The 23,407-nt window shown below is 46.3% G+C and carries 18 protein-coding genes; 7 read left to right on the forward strand and 11 right to left on the reverse strand.

What is annotated here, in order from left to right; translation table 11 throughout:
• The first annotated feature begins 239 nt into the window (after positions 1 to 239).
• Positions 240 to 2,396, forward strand: a complete 2,157-nt coding sequence (locus QVE09_RS19340) for an alpha-amylase family glycosyl hydrolase (protein WP_315938088.1) — start codon at positions 240 to 242, stop codon at positions 2,394 to 2,396.
• A gap of 156 nt (positions 2,397 to 2,552) precedes the next feature.
• Here the strand turns inward: QVE09_RS19340 and QVE09_RS19345 are convergent, their stop codons facing one another.
• From QVE09_RS19345 to QVE09_RS19360, 4 genes are all read right to left on the reverse strand, one after another.
• A complete protein-coding gene (locus QVE09_RS19345; RefSeq protein WP_315938089.1) occupies positions 2,553 to 3,839 on the reverse strand; it encodes an MFS transporter in 1,287 nt (428 codons plus the stop codon).
• Between the two features lie 150 nt (positions 3,840 to 3,989).
• Entirely contained in the window at positions 3,990 to 4,826 is an 837-nt protein-coding gene (locus tag QVE09_RS19350) for a sugar ABC transporter permease (protein WP_091015889.1), read from the reverse strand.
• A complete protein-coding gene (locus QVE09_RS19355; protein WP_315938090.1) occupies positions 4,823 to 6,178 on the reverse strand; it encodes a sugar ABC transporter permease in 1,356 nt (451 codons plus the stop codon). Before QVE09_RS19355 ends, QVE09_RS19350 begins: the two co-directional genes overlap by 4 nt.
• Positions 6,179 to 6,475: 297 nt before the next feature.
• Positions 6,476 to 7,762, reverse strand: coding sequence for a sugar ABC transporter substrate-binding protein (locus tag QVE09_RS19360; protein ID WP_315938091.1), 1,287 nt, complete (start codon positions 7,760 to 7,762; stop codon positions 6,476 to 6,478).
• Positions 7,763 to 8,207: 445 nt separating this feature from the next.
• Here QVE09_RS19360 and QVE09_RS19365 point away from each other — a divergent pair, with 445 nt between their 5' ends.
• Positions 8,208 to 9,242, forward strand: a complete 1,035-nt coding sequence (locus tag QVE09_RS19365) for a LacI family DNA-binding transcriptional regulator (protein WP_315938092.1) — start codon at positions 8,208 to 8,210, stop codon at positions 9,240 to 9,242.
• Positions 9,243 to 9,409: 167 nt separating this feature from the next.
• Here QVE09_RS19365 and QVE09_RS19370 read toward each other — a convergent pair whose 3' ends face one another.
• Positions 9,410 to 10,168, reverse strand: coding sequence for an SDR family oxidoreductase (locus QVE09_RS19370; RefSeq protein ID WP_315938093.1), 759 nt, complete (start codon positions 10,166 to 10,168; stop codon positions 9,410 to 9,412).
• A 414-nt stretch (positions 10,169 to 10,582) separates the two neighbouring features.
• Between QVE09_RS19370 and QVE09_RS19375 the strand changes: the two genes are divergently transcribed.
• Positions 10,583 to 11,176 carry a TetR/AcrR family transcriptional regulator gene (locus QVE09_RS19375; RefSeq protein ID WP_315938094.1) on the forward strand — a complete coding sequence of 198 codons (594 nt, stop codon included), beginning with the start codon at positions 10,583 to 10,585 and terminating at the stop codon, positions 11,174 to 11,176.
• Between the two features lie 155 nt (positions 11,177 to 11,331).
• The gene (locus QVE09_RS19380; protein ID WP_315938095.1) at positions 11,332 to 11,955 is read left to right on the forward strand and encodes a hypothetical protein; all 624 of its coding nucleotides are present in this window, start codon (positions 11,332 to 11,334) and stop codon (positions 11,953 to 11,955) included.
• Between the two features lie 121 nt (positions 11,956 to 12,076).
• On the opposite strand, the gene QVE09_RS19385 is transcribed toward QVE09_RS19380, so the two are convergent.
• From QVE09_RS19385 to QVE09_RS19405, 5 genes are all read right to left on the reverse strand, one after another.
• On the reverse strand, positions 12,077 to 13,216 hold the full coding sequence (locus QVE09_RS19385; protein WP_017690481.1) for a toxic anion resistance protein: 1,140 nt from the start codon (positions 13,214 to 13,216) through the stop codon (positions 12,077 to 12,079).
• Positions 13,217 to 13,235: 19 nt separating this feature from the next.
• Positions 13,236 to 14,924: a vWA domain-containing protein gene (locus tag QVE09_RS19390; RefSeq protein WP_315938096.1), complete on the reverse strand. Its 1,689-nt coding sequence runs from the start codon at positions 14,922 to 14,924 to the stop codon at positions 13,236 to 13,238.
• A 12-nt stretch (positions 14,925 to 14,936) separates the two neighbouring features.
• Complete coding sequence (locus tag QVE09_RS19395; RefSeq protein WP_315938161.1) at positions 14,937 to 15,668, reverse strand: hypothetical protein; 732 nt, start codon at positions 15,666 to 15,668, stop codon at positions 14,937 to 14,939.
• Between the two features lie 676 nt (positions 15,669 to 16,344).
• Positions 16,345 to 16,911 (reverse strand): Uma2 family endonuclease, encoded by a 567-nt coding sequence (locus tag QVE09_RS19400; RefSeq protein ID WP_315938097.1) that lies wholly within the window; start codon positions 16,909 to 16,911, stop codon positions 16,345 to 16,347.
• A gap of 81 nt (positions 16,912 to 16,992) precedes the next feature.
• Entirely contained in the window at positions 16,993 to 19,314 is a 2,322-nt protein-coding gene (locus QVE09_RS19405) for a beta-L-arabinofuranosidase domain-containing protein (protein ID WP_315938098.1), read from the reverse strand.
• Between the two features lie 182 nt (positions 19,315 to 19,496).
• Between QVE09_RS19405 and QVE09_RS19410 the strand changes: the two genes are divergently transcribed.
• Positions 19,497 to 20,261 (forward strand): helix-turn-helix transcriptional regulator, encoded by a 765-nt coding sequence (locus tag QVE09_RS19410; protein WP_315938099.1) that lies wholly within the window; start codon positions 19,497 to 19,499, stop codon positions 20,259 to 20,261.
• Between the two features lie 129 nt (positions 20,262 to 20,390).
• Complete coding sequence (locus tag QVE09_RS19415) at positions 20,391 to 20,903, forward strand: GNAT family N-acetyltransferase (RefSeq protein ID WP_315938100.1); 513 nt, start codon at positions 20,391 to 20,393, stop codon at positions 20,901 to 20,903.
• A gap of 137 nt (positions 20,904 to 21,040) precedes the next feature.
• Here the strand turns inward: QVE09_RS19415 and QVE09_RS19420 are convergent, their stop codons facing one another.
• Positions 21,041 to 22,084 carry a 2,3-butanediol dehydrogenase gene (locus QVE09_RS19420; protein ID WP_315938101.1) on the reverse strand — a complete coding sequence of 348 codons (1,044 nt, stop codon included), beginning with the start codon at positions 22,082 to 22,084 and terminating at the stop codon, positions 21,041 to 21,043.
• A gap of 333 nt (positions 22,085 to 22,417) precedes the next feature.
• Between QVE09_RS19420 and QVE09_RS19425 the strand changes: the two genes are divergently transcribed.
• Entirely contained in the window at positions 22,418 to 23,329 is a 912-nt protein-coding gene (locus QVE09_RS19425) for a LysR family transcriptional regulator (protein WP_315938102.1), read from the forward strand.
• The last annotated feature ends 78 nt before the right edge of the window (positions 23,330 to 23,407 follow it).

Genomic DNA, 23,407 nt, shown 5'->3' on the forward strand with positions numbered 1-23,407 from the left:
AGATCCAATATTTCTTACGATAACGTTGTGATCATAACTCGAGGGCCATGCTTTTAAACCTGAGCGGTTTAGGACAACCCCGGTAACTCCCGAAGGAGATGCCGGGGTTGTTGGCGTGTCAAAAGGAGGGAAGTCTTCAATCCACTGCGTATCATTCCGTTGTATTGAAAGCGCTATTATTCATGAGCCAGGTTGGTTGTTTATCTAAACTACTACATTCACGAGAAGGGTGGATTACTATGTTCCAAATGGCCAAACGCGTACTCCTCAGCACAACACTGACACTCAGTTTACTTGCAGGGGGCGCACTTCCCTATCTGCCTGCTTCCGCCATCTATGCCGATGCAGATACCGCGGTTACCAACAAGCAGAACTTTAGTACAGATGTCATCTATCAGATCTTCACGGACCGATTCTTGGACGGTAATCCTTCCAACAATCCTACTGGCGCTGCCTACGATGCCACTTGTAGTAACCTCAAGCTGTATTGCGGAGGAGACTGGCAGGGTCTGATCAATAAAATCAACGATAACTATTTCAGTGATCTGGGCGTTACGGCATTGTGGATCTCCCAGCCGGTTGAGAATATCTTCGCCACGATCAACTACGGCGGCGTGATCAACACAGCGTATCATGGTTACTGGGCACGTGATTTCAAGAAGACCAATCCGTATTTCGGAACGATGGCTGATTTTCAAAATCTGATTACGACCGCTCATGCCAAAGGCATCAAGATCGTAATTGACTTTGCACCGAACCACACGTCTCCTGCCATGGAGACCGATACCTCATTTGCAGAGAATGGCAAGTTGTACGATAACGGTAATCTTGTTGGCGGATATACGAACGATACGAATGGCTACTTCCATCACAACGGCGGCTCCGATTTTTCCTCCCTGGAGAATGGTATCTACAAAAACCTCTATGACCTCGCTGACCTGAATCACAATAACAGTACCATTGATCAATATTTCAAAGATGCAATCAAGCTATGGCTTGATATGGGCGTGGACGGCATTCGTGTTGATGCGGTCAAACATATGCCTCTCGGCTGGCAAAAGAGCTGGATGTCCTCCATCTATGCACATAAACCTGTATTCACTTTCGGTGAATGGTTTCTGGGATCTGCTGTATCTGATGCGGATAACACGGAATTTGCCAACGAATCTGGGATGAGCCTGCTTGATTTCCGCTTTAACTCTGCCGTGCGCGATGTCTTCCGGGATAACACATCCAACATGTATGCTCTGGATTCGATGATTACAGGCACAGCCGCAGATTACAATCAGGTGAATGACCAAGTCACGTTCATCGACAACCATGATATGGATCGGTTCAAAACAAGTGCCGTCAACAACCGTCGTCTTGAACAAGCGCTGGCTTTCACGCTGACTTCACGCGGCGTACCTGCCATCTATTATGGTACCGAGCAGTATCTGACTGGAAACGGAGACCCTGATAATCGGGCCAAAATGCCTTCCTTCTCCAAAACAACCACTGCTTTCAACGTGATCAGCAAGCTGGCCCCTCTTCGCAAATCCAATCCGGCGATTGCCTACGGCTCCACTCAGCAACGCTGGATCAATAATGATGTGTATATCTATGAACGCAAATTTGGTAAAAGTGTAGCTGTTGTTGCGATGAACCGTAATCTCTCCACATCAGCAAGCATTGCAAATCTAAGCACTTCACTGCCAACAGGCAACTACACCGATGTACTGGGCGGCGCACTGAACGGTAATAACATCACTTCCATCAATGGCAACGTCTCTTCCTTCACACTGGCAGCCGGAGCAACCGCGGTATGGCAGTATACCACGAGCGAAACAACACCAACCATCGGACATGTAGGTCCGGTCATGGGCAAACCGGGTAATGTCGTCACCATTAGCGGACGTGGATTCGGCTCCACCAAAGGCACCGTATACTTCGGTACAACAGCCGTTACTGGTGCTGCTATCACATCCTGGGAAGATACGCAGATCAAAGTAACGATTCCAGCTGTTGCCGCAGGCAATTATGCTGTGAAAGTAGCTGCGAATGGCGTTAACAGCAATGCGTATAACAACTTTACCATCCTTACGGGTGATCAGGTCACTGTACGATTTGTCATTAACAATGCTTCCACCACACTGGGTCAGAACATCTATCTGACAGGTAACGTGGCAGAACTGGGCAACTGGAGTACGGGCACAACCGCTATTGGTCCTGCTTTCAATCAGGTCATCCACTCCTACCCAACTTGGTACTATGATGTGAGCGTGCCAGCCGGGAAACAACTGGAGTTCAAATTCTTCAAGAAAAATGGTGCAACCATTACGTGGGAAGGTGGTTCCAACCACACGTTCACCACACCAACCAACGGTACAGCCACAGTTAATGTAAACTGGCAATAGAATATTCGGTCCACAAGCTAACCCGGAGTTACGCTAACACAGCGTATGCTCCGGGTTTTGCTTTAACCTAGCCAGATTGCTTAGATTGCTTCTATCCTCTCTGTTGGATCTGCACATGTGGGTTCAATTCATATCATCTAGATGTATCATAGAATGTTATTGATAGGTTCGAATCGACTTCAGTGTTGTAGCGGCCAGAATACCTGTTGCCAGCAGTAATATGCCCACGCCTTGCAGCACAGAAGCTGCCCCCCATTGATCTGCCAATACGGAGACAACCGTCAATCCCAGAATAGGCGCTGTACTGGTGATTGTTCCAACTACGCCATAGACTCTTCCTTGCAGCTCGTCTGGAACGGCTGTCCTCAGCATAATCTGGGTGAGCATCGTACAGCACGCGAACATCGCACCTCCGCCCACGATGAACGGTAACGCCATAATTGGCGAGGATACATTCGCCAAAAAAATATAGAGTGGCCCCAACACAATCAGACCGATAAATACCCATCTCCCTCTTCGCTTCAATCGTTTTCCCGAAGCAATCAACAGCGCAGAGCCAATCATGTATCCCAGCGGAATACAGGTCTCAATTAATCCAAACTGCACCGGATTCGCCTCCCACACCTTGACCGCCATCACTTGAACCAGCATCATAGCCGACATGAAAAACAAAATCAGCAACGGATTGAGCAATACAATGGATCGGATCAGACGATTCCGATAGATGTAGCCAAACGAACTGCGCCACTCCTGAGCAAACGTAGTCTGCTGACTATCGGATCGCTGTACCTCTGGAAAGCGGCCCGCCATCAGCACACAGACTGCGGACAACAGAAAGGTTGCCCCAGTAATTAATATGGCAACGAATCCGCCAAAGGCAGCAACAGCCACTCCCGCAGCGGCTAGTCCACTGATTCGGGCAAGATTATCCACCATATGAATGGTTCCGGTCGCTTGTTGAATATGTTTTCTGCCAACCATACTTGCTACAGAGGCGTGGAATGCAGGGGCCTGAAACAGGCTTGAAAACATGGACAGCGAGAGTAACAAGAGCACCACTGGGAAGGGTGCATGCCAACCAAATAAGCTAACCGCAATCAGTACCGCCATTACGCCCCTAAATACATCCGAGGCCAGCATCAGCTTCCTGCGATCCAATCGGTCTGCAACCGTACCCGCCACCGATCCAAATAAAAAACTGACGGCCATATTGCAGATCTGTACGGCCGCCATGCTCTTTGCACTCCCTGTGGTCTGTAACACCCACAGACTGATCGCAATCCCATTGAAGCAATCTCCAAAGACCGAGATGCCATAGCCGTACAATATCCTGCGAAAGGTAACATTACGCCAAAGTGTTCGCGGGGTCTTAGCATTTTGCAATGCAGCTTGTCCACTTTTATATCCCATCATCTCGGGCTCACTGGACGGGTTCATGCCCATACATCACGTTCCTCCCTTATAATCATTCAAGCCCATACGGAACCAGGCACTTCCGCAGTTCTGTCACTCGACAAAGACATGACATTACGGAAGTGCCTGGTTGGGATGTGCCGCAGATATCGCGGCTGACTATGTTGTTATGGCACAGAATTAACCTTTGGAAGCTCCTGCCGTCAGCCCTTGAACAAGGAATCGCTGCAGGAACACAAACAGCAGGGTGATTGGAATGGCGATCAGTACCGCTCCCGCAGCAAACATCGTAAAGTTACTGTCTTGATAACGGTTGACCAGATCCCACATGCCCACCGCCAGTGTCCAGTTTTCCTTCGTCCGCAATACCAGCCGGGCGAAGATAAAGTCCATCCACGCACCAGTAAAACTGGTTAGTGCCACATAGGTCAGCATTGGCTTGGATAAGGGCAGGATGATGCTGGTAAATACCCGCAGATGACTTGCACCATCCATGCGAGCAGCTTCATCCAAACTGCGCGGGATGGTATCAAAGAAACCTTTGACGATAAAGCCGCCCAGCACCGCTCCTGAAGAATAGACCAGGATGAGCGCAGCGTGGGTGTCGAGCAATTTAACTTGCAGCAAAATGATATAGATCGCAATCATGCTCATAAAGCTTGGGAACATGCCAAGAATCAGCATGGTGGAGAGAATGGTTTTACGTCCACGGAAGCGGAAGCGGGACAATGCGTACATCCCGAGTGTCACCATCAACGTGGAGAAGATCATTGTGAAAAAGGCAATTTTCAGCGTATTCATATACCATCTGCCGTACATAAAGGACGGGTTATTGAACAGTTCCCCGTAATGGGTAAGCGTGAATGCTTCGGGCCACAACCGTTCACTGAACAATGCCGCACCAGGTCTCAGGGAAGAGAGAAAGATCCAGAGTACCGGGTAGATGGAGACAATAGCGATAATCACCAATAACACATAACTCAGGGCCAGACGCAGCGGATTATTACGTGTCTTCATTGAATCATGTCCTCCTCCTTGAATGATTTGGAGCGGCGGAAGTTCCAGATGGAGAATGAAGCGATGATGAGGAAGATAATAATCCCTACCGCTGAAGCCATATTGAATTTGTTATTGTCGAGCGTGAGCTTGTAGAGCCATGTTACCAAGAGGTCTGTCGCCCCCGCGTACTGATAATCTCCGCGTAGCGGATTTCCGTTCGTCAGCAGGAAGATGACATTGAAGTTGTTGAAGTTTCCGGCGAACTGCATGATGAGTACCGGAGTTGTAGCAAAAAGAATGAACGGCATCGTAATAATTCGGAATTTCTGAAACGCGGATGCTCCATCCACTTCGGCAGCCTCGTAGAGATCACGAGGGATGGCTGTCAATACACCCAGAATGAGCACCATACTGACCGGAATACCGATCCACATGTTGACAACAATGACGGTGACTTTGGCCCAGAACGGATTCGTCAGCCAGGGTAATCCCTCCAGCCCAAACGCACGCATGTAGGTATTGATTGGTCCAAACTGACCATTAAACAGATTACGCATGAGCAGCAAAGAAATGATCTGCGGAATCGCATAAGGCAGGATAAAAATCGTACGCCACAACTTCTTGAAGCGTATGCCCCGCTGTTCAATCAATAGTGCCACAAGCACACCGCCAAAATAGGTGGTGACTGTCGCCAGAATGGCCCAGATGACCGTCCAGGTAAGCACGCCATAGAAGGTCTGGCTCCAAGATTTCAATTGAATCAGATCGCTGAACGTCTTAAAGCCCACCCAGTCCACGAGTTTGGCTGGCGGAATATGATCCGGGGCCGAATAGTTGGTAAACGCAATCGTGATCGTAAACAGGATGGGCATAACGGTGAAGAAAAGGATGCCCAGTGCCGGAATGGACAGGAACAGATACGGAAAGTTTTTGTCCATCATGTTCCGAAGCGATGCCGCTGCACCCAGGGTCTGCTTGCCTTCCTCCCTCGCGAATCCTGTGACGTACGCATCCCGAATATTCAGGATGTAGATCAGCATAAACACAAAAAACACCAGCAGTACGATAATGCCATCAAGCAGCAAAAAGATGGAATGGTCTCCCCTTTGAAGTACGGTGGACCCATTCACTTTGACAAAACGCTGTGTATTTTCCCCCAGTGTCCATATGCCCCATACGGCCTGTGACAGGCGAGGAAGCAGGTACGCAAGCCCTGCTCCCTCCAGTAACAGTAGACAAATCCCCTTAATCCATTGTCGATTGTACAGTTGTCCAAGACCTTGCAGTATGATGGAACATATGGCCGCTGTCATCCGGTGCTGTCTTTCCCTGTTCGGTCCAACAGGCACCGGGACATGCTGCTGTTGCATTTGCTCTCTCCTCCCCGCCTATTGCTAACCTGTATACATTGAACAAAAGTGTACTTACACTGACAACTCCGATGACAGAACAAGCTTCCGATCGCTGTTATCCCCAGATTTTTTTCGTTCCCTTTTCCAAAGGGGAAAATCCGGTGATAAAGGCGAGCGTATGCTTCCGAAGTAGCTTTCTTTCAGAAAGCTTTTAGTTTCACTTCTTCAGCTTTCTTCTGCCCTCTCCGTTTTTGTGTAAATATGAAGTTCAATCTATACAATTCTTATGCATATCTTCGCATTCGTCGTTCGTCCTTATTGGACGGTAGCAAGGCTTTCCTGGATCTGTTTCACGGCATTGTCCAGTGATGCCTTCACGTCCTTATCGGTATCCCAGATATCCGTAATGGCCGACGTGATCGGTCCCCATACACTGTCCATGGCAGGAAGCGAAGGCATTGGTGTCGAGTTGTTGAACTGTTCAAGGAACGCCTTATTGATCGGGTCCTCTTGCAACTTCGGATCAGCAGCTACGTTTTTGTTCGCAGGAAGTGTACCGTTCAGGTCAAAGTTCTCCATCTGAGCTTCTTCATTGGAAAGGAACGCTGCCAAAAGCTTCGACGCATTCGGGTATTGTGTAAATGCATTCACATAATAAGCTTTAACGCCTGAGAAGGAGGTCATCGGTTTGCCATCGATTGCCGGAAGCGGAGCAACGCCAAAATCAATACCTGCATTGCGATAATCGGCAATGGTCCACGGACCGTTAATGTCCATAGCCAGCTTGCCGCTGGAGAATAATCCTTTTTTGATATCATAGTTCACGTCACCCATCTTAAGCGGTAGCACTTCCGACTTCAGCTTCTGCAAGAACTGTCCACCCTTCTGGGCTCCTTCGTTATTCAGACCGAGATCGGCACTATCCATCCCGTTGTCTCCAAAAATATAACCACCCTGCGAAGCCAGGAATGCATAGTTATAGTAAAATTGCTGCAATTCCCACATCAGCGCATACTGATTGGACTTCACATTATTGAACGTCTTGGCGAAACTGATAATCTCATCGAAGTTTTTTGGAGCTTCTGAATACAATGCTTTGTTGTAAAAAAGAGCATAGGTCTCCACGCTGTACGGATAGCCGTACAAGATATCCTTGAACGTCACCGCCTTCAGCGCGTTGTCGCTGGTGTTCTCTACAGTCTCTGCTTCGAATATGTCATTGGGCAGAATAAGTCCCGCCTCTGAAGCGCTACCAATCTTATCATGTGGGAAAACAACGACATCTGCTGCCAGACCCGCCGGGCCATCCGTTGTCAGCTTGGTTACCTGATCGGTTGGAGGTAATTCCTCCATTTTGACTGTTACCCCATACTTCTCTTCGAATTTTTTGACTCTTTGCTCAATAAAGCTGCTTTGATTTTTATCCTCCCAGATCACCAGGGTTGCCCCTTCTTCCGGTTGAAGGTTCTCGGATGTCAGCTCTACAACTTCCTCCGGATTCTCACCTGCCGTAGTTGGAGATGGACTTCCGCCTCCAGCCCCGCACGCAACCAGTGTAAAGGCCATCATGACGGACAATGTTGCCCCTTGCCATTTTCTCATGTAAAATGTCTCCTTCCCTCTGCTTGGTCCAACAAAGTTCGCGCTTTTCACCCTTTTGTCTGCGTATGTTGTCAGGTTTTGCACCCCATATCCCCTTTTGTACAAACGTTTGCTCAAATGGAAGACAAGATGACCTATCCGTTTAATATGTAGGGGTAAATAAGTCAAGAAGTATGTAATTCCACTGATGTAAGCGCTACAATAACAATCACATCATACAATATCGCACTTTCTTTGCACAAACGTTTGCACAAGCCATATTCGCTTAATTTCAACCAATTTATCTCTTTTACCTACAGTAATTTCCTGTTTCCTTGTTCAGACTCTTTCTTCCTTTATTTTACTTCGCGTGCATCCCTTACTCGGCAGTTAGCAATTGATTTATCGTATCCTTTGGATTACCATAGGAGAATATTTATACGATTGTTCAGAAGGGATTTTTTACATGATTACAATCAAGGATATTGCCAAATTGGCGGGTGTTTCCCCTTCTACAGTGTCACGGGTGATTTCCAACCATCCCAGAATCAGCACCAAGACATCTCTCAAAGTGAAACAAATTATGAAAGAATTGAACTATCATCCCAACATCATCGCGAAGAGCCTGGTTTCCAAAACAACACATACCCTTGGGATTATGCTTCCACGTCCTGCAGAAGAATTGTTTCAGAATTACTTTTTCGGGGAACTGCTACGAGGGATTATTACACATGCCACCCGTATGAATTATGAATTGCTGCTAACAACCGAAACATCATCAGACAATGAACTGCATGCGATATCCCGTCTTGTGCATGGCCGTAGAGTGGATGGCATTCTGCTGCTTGGGTCCAAGCGAGACGATCCCATCATTTCATTTTTGGAAGCAGAAAAGTTTCCTTTTGTGTTAATCGGTCGCAGTGAGGCCCATCCAAATGCCCCCATGGTGGATAACGATAATGTGCAGACTGCTTATGATGCGACTCATCATCTAATCGCTCAGGGACATACTCGAATCGGATTTGTCAGCGGTCCTCCGGACATTACGTTATCGCATGATCGCATGTTAGGATACCAAAAAGCGCTTGCCCAAGCCGGGCTGGATGCCGATAGTGACTGGATTGTAGAAGGTGAATTTCTACAGGAAAGTGGATTCAGAGCGATGTCGCTGTTCATGTCCTTGCCGAACAGACCCACCGCAATCGTTGTCATTGATGACAATGTGGCCTTTGGGGTACTGAGAGCTCTTGCCGAGCTTCACTATCTGGTGCCTGAAGATATCAGCGTGGTCAGTTTTAACAATATTGCATTATCGGAACTGGCTTCTCCACCCCTAAGCTCTATCGACATCGGAACTTATCAGCTTGGTTATACAGCCGTTCAGGTATTGTTAAAAATTCTTAGTGGGGAACCACAGCTTCATAATCCGGTCATTATCCCCCATCGTCTGATCGTGCGTGAATCCTCACTCTTTTCCAAACCAAAGCCACCCTCAAGTTGATTCCTTTCGAGCATCCGTGTAGTAATGCAAACGTTTGTCCTACACGGAATATGATGCTGTTATCTACAACACGTAGGTGCAAAAAAGAAGCCGCATATACTCATGTGGCTTCCTGACTTTACACACACACTATTTCCGGACTCCATGAACGACTGCACTTGAATGGATTAGTAAGAGCTCCAGCCAGCATCTGCTGTAACGACGGTTCCGTTCACGAAGCTGGACTCGTCCGAACCGAGGAACAAAGCTACCTTGGCGACCTCTTCGCTCGTACCGATGCGTGGGTTGATTGCCATGCCCAGCTGTTGCCGCCCTGCACCGTATGGGCTAATGCCAGCCATGGATGTGCCGATGTTGGTTGCCACAGCTCCTGGAGCGATCGCATTACAGCGAATGCCTTGCTCAGCATACATGTACCCTGTATTTTTAGTGAAGCCTACGACCGCATGTTTGGAAGCTGTATATGCTGCTCCCGCACGTCCGCCGTGCAATCCACCTGCTGAAGCAATGTTCACGATAACACCTTTTTGTTTTTCCAGGAAGATCGGTAATACCTTACGTGTCGTCCGCATCACACTGGTCGTGTTCACAGCGAACAATCTCTCCCACTTCTCATCCGTTATATCTGCTGCCGGCTCCATGCCATCCATAATTCCCGCATTGTTAATCAGAATATCTACTGTACCGTATGTGCTCACCGTCGTATCGATCAGGTTTTGCACATCTTCTTCTTTGGCTACATTCGCCAAAACAACAATCGCTTCTCCGCCCTGTGCCTTAATATCATGAACTACCGCTTGTGCGGATTCTTCGTTAATATCCGATACGACTACTTTCGCGCCTTCTTGGGCATACAACGTGGCAATTGCTTTTCCCATACCTGAACCAGCACCTGTAACAACTGCAACTTTATCTTGAAGTTTCATTCCATGTATCCTCCTTTGTGTATTCGTTTACAATAAGTTAACAAACAAATGTTCATTAACTCCTATCCTTAGTATAATAAGTCATAGCGTTTCACTTCAATCAGTAAAAGCTTGTCCAGTTGTACGTTAAACAACACTTATAAGCCCGAATGTACTTTAAAGTGAACGATATAAATTGAACTAAACATTTACACAAAACGGAGAGGACAGAAATAACCTGAAGAAGCGGGAGCGTTCGCCTACAAGCTTTCTGCAAGAAAGCTACATCGGAAGCATACGCTATCCCCGGATTTACCCCTTTATAAAAGGAATTAAAAAAATCTGGGGATAACAGCGATCGAAAGGTTGTTCTGTCATCGAAGTGGCCAGTGTAAATATTATTTAGTTCAACTTATATAGCGAGGAGGAAAATAGATGTCTGAAACTCTGAATTCAATGGACCGAAGAATCAAGAAATCAAAAGCTGCACTGAAGGATGCACTCATTCATTTGATGCAAAAACATCCCTTTAAAGAAATATCGATTACGGATATTGTGCAGCGAGCCGATCTGAATCGAGGAACTTTCTACAGGCATTATCATTACAAAGAAGACCTGTTCAACGAAATTATCGATGATGTGATTCAGGATCTGGTAACTTCTTTTCGCAAACCCTATCAGGATGAGGAAAAGTTCGAAGTCAATCTGATGCCCTCTTCGGCGATCACTATATTTGAGCATGTACACCAACATGCTCAATTCTACACACTGGTTGTGAAATCTGAGGCTTCATCCAACTTCCAGCGCATGATCTGTGATGTCCTTCGGGATCTCGCTTTACAGGATCTGAACCATATTTTCCCTCCGCACATCAACCATGAAATATTGGCAAGCTACCAATCTCATGCGATATTTGGCATGATCATGGAGTGGATCAGACAGGATTTCAAGCACAGCCCCGTCTACATGGCCGAGGAGTTGTTCAAGATCATCCATTACAAGCCAGATAATGTCGTGTTAAGAGACTGAAAATCCTATTCGCCATACTAGCTATAGTAGGGTTATTGAGAGTAATTTTAAAAAAGCTTTACCACAAAAATTATGTAAATGTATTCCTGTAATTTCTAGTGTTGATATGTTAGGTTATCCAATGGAATATAAACAAAAGGAGGATGACAATACATTTGAAGAAGTCGTGGATTATATCATTAATTACCAGTTTTGTTTTGCTTGGCGGAGTGCTTCTCTCTCCAGCCGCTTCTGCTGAAGCAGCCAAAGTAGTAACCTCTACATATTCAGATTCAGATCAGAGTTATAGTAAAGAAGAAGATGACTTTAGTGAAGAGTTTGCGGACGAATTAGAATTAGATGATGAAGAACAGGAGCTCACTAAAGATCAAAAGGATTTCGAAAAATATCTTGAACAAATATCTCGTCTGGTACCTTATGAGAGTAAAGCAATCGATACGTTGGGTAGTGTGGGAGGTGAGGTGAATTCAACCAATCGCAAGTCCATGTACCTCAAACTTACGAATACGGTGATCCCTAATTATACAAAAACGGTCTCCATGTTAAAACAAATCAAACCTTCCAATCCTGAACTTAAGAAAATACATGCCTATTATGTTAAGGGAAGCTACCTTCAGCTGGAAGGATACTTGTTGTACAAACAAGCCGTTTCTAAAAACAAAGTGAATTCTAAGATACTGCAACAAGGTCGTGCCAAAGTACGTGCGGCTGGCGTTCTCCTCGACCAATACGAGCAACAGATATACCCTTATGCACGGAATATCGGGTATCTAAATTAGTACCAATCTTCATAGAAGCCCAAAAAGCGCCCATTCCCAATGCTTAATGAGGAATGGGCGCTTTTCTAATTCTAAAAAAGATAACTATCTAACACATATTTTTTTTATTTCCCTCTTCTGATTACAATCCCAGCTTCTGCCCTTTTTCCAACCGCTGGATCTGCTGCTCCCCGGTATCCGCAAGTTCACGGAACTGGTTAATCGTCTCACGCATTCTTGGCAGAGCTTCCTGCTTATATAGACTGATTGAATCGAGTGCTGACAACACATCGGTAAACGCCTGTTTCATCGTATCCACGGAGATGCTGGCTTCATACGCCTGTTTTTGGATGGCAATCCCCTGATCCTTGAGCATCTTGGATGTACCCGCAATCAGATCATTGGTTGTCTGGTTCAGCAACTCAATTTTCTGCAATACAATCTTCTGATTATACAAAGCACTCGCTACCGTAACGGCAATTTTCAATGCCGAGATCGTTACATTCTTCGCCCGGTCTACGCCTCGGATCAGTTCCTTATTATTGCGGATGACTACTTCAATCGCCATGATACCCTGCTGGTTCACGACCAACATCTGCTGCAGATCCATCACCCGTTGACGGAGTGGGAACAGCACTTCTTCCGTAATAAAGCGGACTTTCTCGGGGTCCTCATTGCGGACCTTGGCGGCTTCAATCTGCGCATCGATGGACTCATCCATGAGTACGCCAAGCTGAATCTCCTTTTGCAGTCGTTTGGTAAGTTCCCGCAGGTTCTGCTGTTCAATCTCCAGCGTTGTATTATCGTTACGCAGGGTGGATCTTCCTTTATCCAAAGAGGTTACGATGTCAGCGATGACTGCGTCAGCCTTCTGGTATTTCAGAAAATAAGCGCGAAGCGGATTGAACAATTTCCCGAGGAAACCGGTCTTGGCAAAGTCGACCACGCTCGGGTCGAGATCCTTCAGTTGCATATGCAGCTCGGTCAAACCTTTGGCAACCTGACCGCCCTCGTCTCCCGTCTTGGACAGATGTCCAACGGAGACTTGAAGCAAGGCGTTTTTCTCGGAAGAGGATCTCATCGTGTTCATGCCAAAGCCGTCAATGGATTGCAGAATCTCTTTGCGCTTCTCAAGGGATTCGAGGTCCAGTGTCATGATCATCTCTACGTTGGCATTTGCCACTTGTTGAAGCTCCGCGACCTCTGCGGGCACGGGTTTTACCTCTTCTTCGATCACCTTCTGAATTTCCTTCTGGCTCGGTATTTCCATTGAAAATGACATCTACAGTTCCCCCTTTAGATTACATCTGTACGTTAAACAGGTTACCAATCTTGTACACGACATCGTCAGTATCGGCATTGATGCTTGCTGCTTCGTTAATGCTGGAGATACTCTCCAAAGCCTTGATGTCCGCGTTGTATCCAATCGTATAGATTGGCACTTTGTACGTCTCGACCAGATCCCGGATATCCTTGAGGGTATGACCTTCATTGGTCTCGCCATCACTCAGGACAAAAATCAACGGCTTCACGTTTGGATCAGCAGCCATGTAATCTTCCAGCATTTTCATTGCCACCACGATCCCGTCAAAGGTCGCCGTACCGCCACCAGCTTGCAAACTATCAACTGTTCCAACAAACATGGACTGCTGGTTCGTATCATACTTGGCAATCGGCAGATTCACGGTTACCCCGCTAGAGTAAGAAACCAGGCCAATACTATTCTCTGTGCCCAAGTACTTCTGACCTTTGTGCAGGGACTCCTTCAGTCGGTTAAGCGGTTCGCCGTCCATGCTTCCGGATACATCGGTCACGAACACAGCGGCAATCGGTTTGCTGCCGTTCTTCTTCTCTTTCCAGACTTTCTGCGCGGACAGTAACGTGCCGCCATCCACGGTAGCCAGTTCGGATTTGTAATCCTGTAGCCCGTTGAAACCGAACTCCTCCGCCGATTGTTGGTACTTCGCCTGGGTTACGAATTCCGCAAACTTCTGGATAATCTCCTGTTTGTTCTGCGGCAATTGTCCCAATGCATACAGCGGACTGTCATGTCTCACACCAAATGGTGTAAAGACGTAACCACTCTTCAGATCAGCGGTATTCACATACGTCTGGTATTCGAGTACAAAGGCATCCAATCTGCCTGACTTGGCAGCCTCCCGCATCTGAATCGTTGTCGAGGCTGTAAACGGTACATTCGTCTGGAATTTCTCAAATCCCTCAATTGCCTTCTCGCCCAGCGGGTTGGAGCTGTCATACGTATTCAGTGCAGTCACCAGAAAGTTGAGTCCTGTGGAGCTGGCAAATGGATCGGTATATCCCATCGCGAGTTCATTGTTGGCAATGGCTTCGGTTACGGTTTTCACATTAACGGAGCCGTACGTATCAACCAGTGCGTCATATTTTGCTTTGGAAATGACAATACCCGGAACATTCCCGACCAATCGCTCGGACACCATCTCTGTCTTCACCCCACTGGCCTCAACCATCTCGCCCCACAGTTCATTGGAAGGTGTGAATGCATCCGGTATATACTTGCCTGATTTGATATAATCGGTAGCCGTACCGGAGGCAATGTTGCGGATTTTGACCGATACCTGTTTGCCCCCAACGGTAATGTTTGATTTGTTGAACTCCTCGCCCACTTCGGTTAACCAGCCATCTACCCCGCTGCCCGACTTCTCTGGGGAAGAGAAGATTTCGACGTAATCATTCGTTGTATTCTCTACAGCAATTGCGAATTTGGAGATATCCGGCAGTGATTCCGCCACGTCGACCGGATCGAGATCAATCTGTCCTTTGACCGGTTCCGCCGTTGCTGGTGCAATGTCCGCGTACAGTTTCCCCAGTTCCTTACCTGCATTCTCTGTGCTTACCTGTGTGGTCGACTTGCCAAAGTTCGACGTCAGTGTAATCCCTGCATAGACCAGACCAAATACGAGTACCAGCATCACAATCGATATGAAAAAAAACTTTCCCTTCTTGGCCATACGAGCAACCCCTCACTGTCTGTATAATTTGGTGTGCTTGATTAACTGATCAATCTCCTGCATACAAGGCATCTGTTCAATATCTCCGGCTTCAAAGCTGTCGAGGCGTGAAATCTCCAGTAACAACTGATCGAGCTTGAGCAAAATCTCCTCATTGGTGTGTAGTGCATTTTTCACATAAGACAGATAATCGTTGTATACCTTGGTTTTTTCCTGAAAAAGTTTCTGGGGAAGTGTTGAGGAGTTGGATTTCATCATGTTGGCATAGTCAGCTTCATCAAATACATTCAACCGGTTCAGCACACTGCGGATGTTCAGGTATAACAACTTCTCCACTTCAAGTGTGACCGCAGCGAATTTCTTGTAGCTCAGTTCCCCTGGATCAAAACGCTGATGAAGCACATTCAGGAGTGTTTCTTTCTTCTTTTTCATTCGACTAAGTTGGGACAGCCCCAGCGTAATATCTTCTTCGAGGACTTTGATGCGTCTATAAAAAGATAGTGCTTCCACATAATCTTCATGTGTTTCGATATGCTTCACGGGCAGGACTACCGGCTGTCTGAACAGCAAGGTGTAACTCCCATATAAGAGTGCCATTGCACTGCCGAACAGAAGGGTAACGGATAGCGCAGTTGTGAATGCACCCTCCCCGAAATTCAGCCCGATAAAGCCGGGTGAGAATGCGAGAACATTCACAGCCACAATACCGAGGATTAATCCCAACAATTTTATGTACTTGATCATGTTCAATCATCCGACCTCCTTTCATGTTATATATTGAAGCTTTATGTCGTAATTTTCCTGTTCAACTTATTCTTATTGTACATGATGTTAACGCTCTCAGGTGGATAACATTGGATATTTGGATACTCATAATATACGTGGTTTGGGCTTATCCCATTTCATATTTTCAGGGACAACGTGGAACTTGGCAGGAAAATTTGTGGTCAATCCATAAAAAGTGAGTTTTACGAGACAGCAGATTGTGGAGAATTGTTATCAGGTAATACGTGGAAAATAGCTATGCGTGTCATTTTTTATATAAGACTTGTCTGAAAAAAAGAGCACTGCAAAAAGGACGAATCGGAGATCATCCGGTTTCGTCCCTTAAACGTTGTTTCTTCATTTTTGGTATTCTTATTGAAAATCTTGATGCCTTATTCTACAGCTAACGAACTGAGGTGACGTTATTAGGCACATTCCAGCTCTTCTGAAAATGTAACGAACCTGAGACACGTTATATTCGCGTGTTGGGTGTAAAAAGTTGTTTATCGCCTATTTCGAATGAAATAGCGTCGCTGAGATTCGTTACATTTTCCACCACATCAATATTGCCCATATAAGACGTATGCAGTTCGTTAGAATTTAGAAAACAACTGCCTTATTACTTCCTCTGTAGCAGACAGGTTGACGCTTCGCACTACCTGAACTTGAACAGCGAATCCATCGGGATTACCAGTTCGGGATATATAACCGATTGAATCGTTTCCTGCTCTGTATACAGATGACGTGTCTGGTAACTGCCATCCTCCAGCGTGTAGACATGGACGGTTTGATTGCCGGGGTCAACAATCCAGTATTCGTTCACGCCATATTTCTGATACAAGTTAAATTTTTCGTTAAAATCCTTTAACGCAGTCGAAGGTGATAACACCTCGATAATTAATGAAGGTGCACCGTGACAGCCATTTTTAGATATCTGGTCTTTGGAACACACCACCGATAAATCAGGCTGTACAACTTGATCTGGTAGGTCATATTGTTCATTTTCGCTAAAATACACATCAAAAGGGGCAACAAACACGAAACATTTCCGATTCTGAAAAAAAGTCCGCAAGGAGAAGTGCAGCTCACCCACAATAAAATGGTGCAATGAAGTGGGTGCTGGAGACATATTAAAAGCTTTGCCATTAATTAATTCCCATGCCCCCTCCCAAGTTAACCAATCCTGAAAGTTATAAGTACCTTTATTATCGGGTTTTGCCACACTCCAACCTCCTCTTTCACCTAACCGTAATTTATTTTCATTATAACATTGTGTTTGCGCCTTTTCACACTATGCCTCTTATCACGAAAAGATGGATTCCGGTTTGCTTCGCGTGGTGCGTACCTCTACAACTTTCCCGGCACAGCCATTGTCGCCCTTCGCCTGGAATACCACTGTAACGTTATCTTTGCCTGATGTAACTGCCTCAGGGATATCGTAGGTCACATAGAACACTTCGCCGATTTTGTTCATATGAATTCGTTGCTCTCCAATAAGTGTTCCACCCACGGTAATGGTGAATTGTCTGTCATATAACGTACCTTCCCGTTCAAACGGGGAATGATCTCCGCCCCAATAGGCCACACATAGGTAATTGGTTACGGCGCGATCCACCGCCAGTTGATAACTGAAGTAAGCCCCACTGACGCCAAAAGCCTCTCGCCACATATGCAACTTCTTACGGCCATCTGTGGTTGAACCATTGTGGTGCTCACCACGGCAGTTGCTATCCAGTTGATGTCCAATCTCATCCTGCTGACCGTCAGCCTGAACCCTGTCGATCGTGATATCGTTCAACTCTTTCTCCAGCGCATCCCCTTCATCGTTAAACGGCCAGTACACGGTATAAAATTCGTGATGCACATCATAGAACGGAATGAGCTTCACGACTTCGCCTGTGGAAGTAACATCTTTGCTAAGTTCAAATGTTAACGTATCTGCATCCACAACCTTGATCCACTCTCGTACATCCTCTTGCTCCGTCCAAATCACAGGTACAGGTGCAGTCTTGGGATTCAGTGCTGTTTCGTCCACAATCGTATCCTCGGGAAGACCCTCGTTTCCTAGTGCACCAGCGAGTACTATCGGGCCGTACAGGAATGCCACTTTGTGGGCATCATCCCGGGAAGTGTACTGGCGGAGTGACATCGGCAGTGTGATGGTGATGACATCGCCCGTTGTCCATGTGCGGTCGATGGAAAGATAGCCGGGTTCCATCCGTGTATACGGATGTTCCGTATCACCATTAACCGTTGCCGTCATTGGCTGTTGCAGCCATGAGGGCACGCGTAATCTTAGATGAGCCGAGGCGTTGCCTCCGGTGATCGTCAGGGTTACCTTTTCCGAATAAGGAAAGTCGGTTTCAAGCTTCAGGGATAATCCCTGTGACGCCCAATCCAATTGGGTAGCGATATACAGGTTGACGTACAGGTCCTGTTCATCCTCAAAATAGATCGCCTCGGCATATTTGCCCGGGTTCTCCATGCCTGATCCTGTGCAGCACCACCAAGCGGTATCGTGAGTACCATAGATTTTGTAGTGGCCTTGCAGCGTTGATGCAAAATACGTTTTGTTCCCCGTATCGGGGTCCTGCGTGCCAAGGATGTGATTGTATATGGCGTTTTCATAATAGTCCATGTAGGCGCTATCGTGATTCCAGGCAAAGAGTTGCTTCGTTAGATGTAACATGTTGTGAGTACAACAGCTCTCTCCTGTTTTTATCCCGAGACTCTCCATGCCCTTTGCTTCGTAATGCTCCGAAATGCTCGTTGCTCCAAATACATAAGAACGATGATGCACTGTGGTATTCCAGAAAAATTCTGCCGCCGTTCGATAACTCTCATGTGTATGGTCCTGATTGTAGATTTCGGCTGCACCGATCACTTTGGGAATCTGAGTATTGGCGTGTTTGCCTTGAAGATCGTCTTGCTTGTGCTCCAAGGGTCTCAGGATCAATTGATGGGTAAACTTGTTAGCGATCTCAAGATATAAGGCTTTGCCGGTAATCCCATACAAGTGTGCAAATACTTCATTCATGCCCCCGTGTTCACTTTGAAGCATCGTCTGCATCTGTTCTTCTGTCATCGGGAGCAAACCTTCTACTGCCCAATCTGCAAATCGGGTAACTACCTCAAGTGCCTGTCCGTTGCCAGTGAGTTTATGGGCATCAATCAGGCCACGATAGATTTTGTGCACACTGTACCAGGGAACCCAGTATTCACCGATGTTGAACCCACCGATATTCTCTGCTCGAAAAGCCATGTGGAAAGGTTCTTCGGACAAACCACCGATATACCCGCTCCCCGTGGTCTGCTGGATTCTCGCCAGTTCGGTAACCGCATAATCCAGTCTTTCTTTTAACGTGATTTTCCCGGTTGCCTGATACGTCACAGCCAGGGCAGACAGATAATGTCCGAGGGAATGTCCGCTGATGGTACGTGCCTCCCAACCCGCGTAGCGTTCTTTGCGGGCAGGTAAACCATGAGCTTCGAAGCATGGAGCCAGGAATCGATCGATATCCAGCGATAACAGGTAACGCTCCCCCACCTCTTGTGATGTTTGGAACACACCATTTAACAGATCTACATGTTCCGGTCCCAGAAATCCTTTTTTCGTATCAATCATGACACTCACTCCTTCTCGGGATGTAATAGATATCCATTCATTCTTGAGGGGTAAAATCCGTTTTATCAGCTACAAGACCAATACTCATCAATCTACTGTAGAGCTTGAACATCCCCATACTATCAAATAAAATACAATTACATCAGACTCATAATCCAAGAAAAGGTGGATAAATCCGTCCTATGCAAAAGCCACTGGAACATTACCTGTGCGGCAAGTTCATATCCGACGGCAACTGGAGCCACATGAGACGCAGCATGCCTGTTCACGAGATCATTTTGATGTTGGAAGGTGAGATGTATATCGCGGAAGATGAGGAACAATATGTAGTTCGTGCCAACGATCTGTTGTTTCTGCGCGCTGGTCGCACCCACTATGGATACCGGATCAGCGACGCCCCCGTCAGCTTCTACTGGGTTCACTATGATGCCATGCAGGCAGAATTCAACCGCTTTAGGACACATGCCACCATTCAGGTACCTTCCATGGCCAATCAGTTATTCAAGCAATTGCTGCATGTGTCATCCTTTTCACCGGAGGAAGCCAACGCTGCTTTGTTATTGTTGTTTAGAGAACTGGAGCGGAATATAGAGGCGGATTATCGCCCGCACAATGCGATTGTGGACCATATCTGCAAGTGGGTGGATATTCATCTGCATACAAACATCACGGTGAGTCAGATTGCGGAAAATTTTAATTTTAACAAAGACTATATCTCCAAAATGGTGAAACGCGAGAAAGGTACTGGACTCAAAACCTATATCCTCACAGAACGTATTCGCCGGGCAAAACAGTTGCTGCTCAACACCAATGCAAGTGTAAAAGAAATTGCCGGACAGTGCGGCTTCTCCGACTACAAGCTGTTCCTGCGCATGTTCAAGCAATACGAAGGCAATACGCCAACCGAATATCGCAATCATCTGTATTCCACACAGCTCAATCGCTGATATGCTTTGGTCTATAGAAATGACTGAGTTAACTATAGAAAATTTGAATGAATCGGATTGAATCCGTTATGGTAAAATGCAAGAAAACTATATTCCATACTTAACCCATAAGAGAAGGGGAATTATAAGATGACAACGGCTGCCGTTACGATTCATCCTGCCACAGAAGCAGACCATCCAGAGATTGTAGATATCCTTGTTGCAAGTTATGCCGAGTATCGGGAGACTTTTCAGCAAAATGAACGATGGGAGGCCTACCTAAAAGATATTCGAGAGTCTGTGGTTAATCCGTACCTGACACAATTATGGATCGCAAAGATTGATGATCAGATTGTCGGTACAGTCCAATTATTCGAAACAGCGCGCAAGGCTTATCCAAACTTTGAATTGCCCATCGATTATCCGTTTATTCGGCTGTTGGGTGTTGATCCAAAATGGAGAGGTCACGGGATTGCCAGAGTATTGCTCCAGCAATGCGTAGATTCTGCTAAAGAAATGGGCAAAAATACGGTGTATTTATATACAGGCGGTCAGATGGTCAATGCCATCCGTTTGTATGAGCGTTTTGGATTTACAGAGGATAAGGAATTCAGCTCCGAGAGTAGCGAGGGCAAGGCGATCTGTTACCGTTATGATTCCTAGTGGCAGGTAACAGGAACAACCCGCGATCAGCGAGCGGAGAATGAAACGTAAAAAAGACCGATCATTTTCATGACGGTCTTTTTTACGTTTATAAATGATCAATCAACATTTAAAATGATACATCGCTATTGATTGTTTTAGCCGCCAATCTCTACCAAAATCTTCGCATGGCTCTTGTCGCTCATCAACAACTCAAGTCCTTCCTGCACGATGTCGTCCAGTTTGATTTTCTTGGTGATGACCTGTTTCACATCGAGCGCCCCTTCAGCAATCAATGAAATTACTTCAGGGAAAATGTGGCGATATGCCAGCGTTGCCGTTAGATTTGCTTCTTTGACCAGAAGATCGAAGAAGTTCACTTGAAGCGGATTGGGTATCGCAGCGATGACAACAACTTCTCCACCTTTTTTGACAACCGCAATGGCGCTATCCATTGTTGGTTGCACACCCGCTGCTTCATAAGCCACATCAATACCGCCCGATTGTTGCAAGATCACCTCTGTTGCATTAACTTTGGCACTGTTCACCGGAATCGCTCCCAGCTTAACTGCCAGGTTCAAACGTTCCTCAAATACATCAACTGCATAGATTTCAGAGGCTCCTGCTGCTTTGGCAGACAGAATGGTCAATAATCCAATTGGACCAGCTCCGTATACAGCTACCTTGTTTCCCACTTTCAACTTGCTATGACGAACCGCGTGAAAGGCTACTGCCGTAGGCTCAACGAGCGCACCTTCTTCGAAAGTGACGTTATCCGGTATGGGATGAACCATGTATGCTTCAACAACAACATACTCCGCAAAACCACCATCACCATTCAATCCAACGAATCCAAATTGAGTACATTGGTTGTAACGACCCTGGATACAGTACTCACATTTTCCACAATGGTACAACGGCTCTACCACGACTCGATTCCCCACACTGATACCGCTTACATTACTCCCCAATTCACTCACAGTCCCTGCAAATTCATGACCCAATGTCAGCGGTGCTTTCTGTCCTGAGAGCGGATGATTCTCGCCTTCTTGAATCCCCACACCATGATGATAAGCATGCAAGTCACTGCCGCAGATCCCCGCATATTCCACTTTGATTTTGACCTGACCCGCTTGAGCAACCGGAACCTCCCGCTCTTCCACACGCACGTCTTTATGGGCATACCATACTGCTGCTTTCATGAAGTCCATCCCCTTTGTATGATTGTCTATATAAGTTGAACTAGATATGTTACACCTGATCACGCTGATTGCAGTACCATCTTTCGATCGCTCTTATCCCCAGATTTTCTTCATTCCCTTGATCCAAGGGGAAAATCCGGTGATAAAGGCGCACGCTCTGCTTCTTCAGATTGGTTCTGCACTCTGCGTTTCTGGTGTAAACGTTAAGGTTCTACTTATATAGTAAAGAACTACAATGCTTGTCTATATATTATATCCCTGTTCATGTATTATTCATATTTATAGATACTAATGTTAACATTAGTTGTATTAATGCTAAACGGAGATGAAATCATGAATCTGGAACAGCTCGAATATATCGTTGAAATTGCGAAAACGAAATCATTCTCCGCCGCCTCGGAGCATCTGCATGTCACACAATCGGCGATCAGCCAATCGGTTCATCGTCTGGAGAAAGAATTGGGGATCATCCTGTTCGAACGCTCGCGGCAGGGAACTCATCCCACTCCCGAAGGCAAACAATTTATTGCCAAGGCACTTGATATTTTACAGCGGATTGATGAATTGAAATCCCTGAACGCAGAAGCCTCCTCTCTTAGCGGAGAGCTTCATGTGGCTACTTTTCCAAGTGTCATGCCCTATCTTGTCCGGTCTGCTGCGGATATGAAGCTTGAGCACCCGCAACTTAACATCTCCATTGAAGAGAAAGGGTCCATGGAAATTATCGAGGATATTCGCAACAACAAAACCCATCTGGGCTTTATCGCGATCTATGCCAAACAATTGCGGGAATTCGATGGACTTCATTTCAGTCCCATGTACTCGGGCAAGCTGGTAGTCGGTACTCATCACCTGTCTGAACTTGCCAAGCACAGCCGTGTTTCACCGGATCAATTAAAAGAACATAAGCTGGCACTCTATCGAGATGGTTTCATCGAAGACTTCATCAAGGAATTCACCTATGATCATGGATCTCTGTCCATTCTGTTCAAAACAAATAATTCAGAAGCCATCAACATGGTGTTAAGAAACGATATTGCCAACACGATTGGTCACGACTTTTCCTTTCACCAAAACCCATTATGGAAAGAAGGTCTGGTGAAGATGGTAGAGATCGCTGGAATCGATCAACCGAAAATGCAGATTGGCTTCGTGCAGACGGAGTCCAAGGAGGCCGCCGTAGCCGCAGAACGATTCGCCCGCCGCTTCAGACAGGCGATAGAGCGGGATCATTTAAAAATTTAAATCTAAAAAAGTGCTCCACCCTTTGAAGGAAGTTTGGGATGATCACCAACTTCTCCAAGAGCGGAACACTTTTCTGAT

Origin of the sequence: Paenibacillus sp. ClWae2A (assembly GCF_032452295.1) — a bacterium.
Taxonomy (GTDB): domain Bacteria; phylum Bacillota; class Bacilli; order Paenibacillales; family Paenibacillaceae; genus Paenibacillus.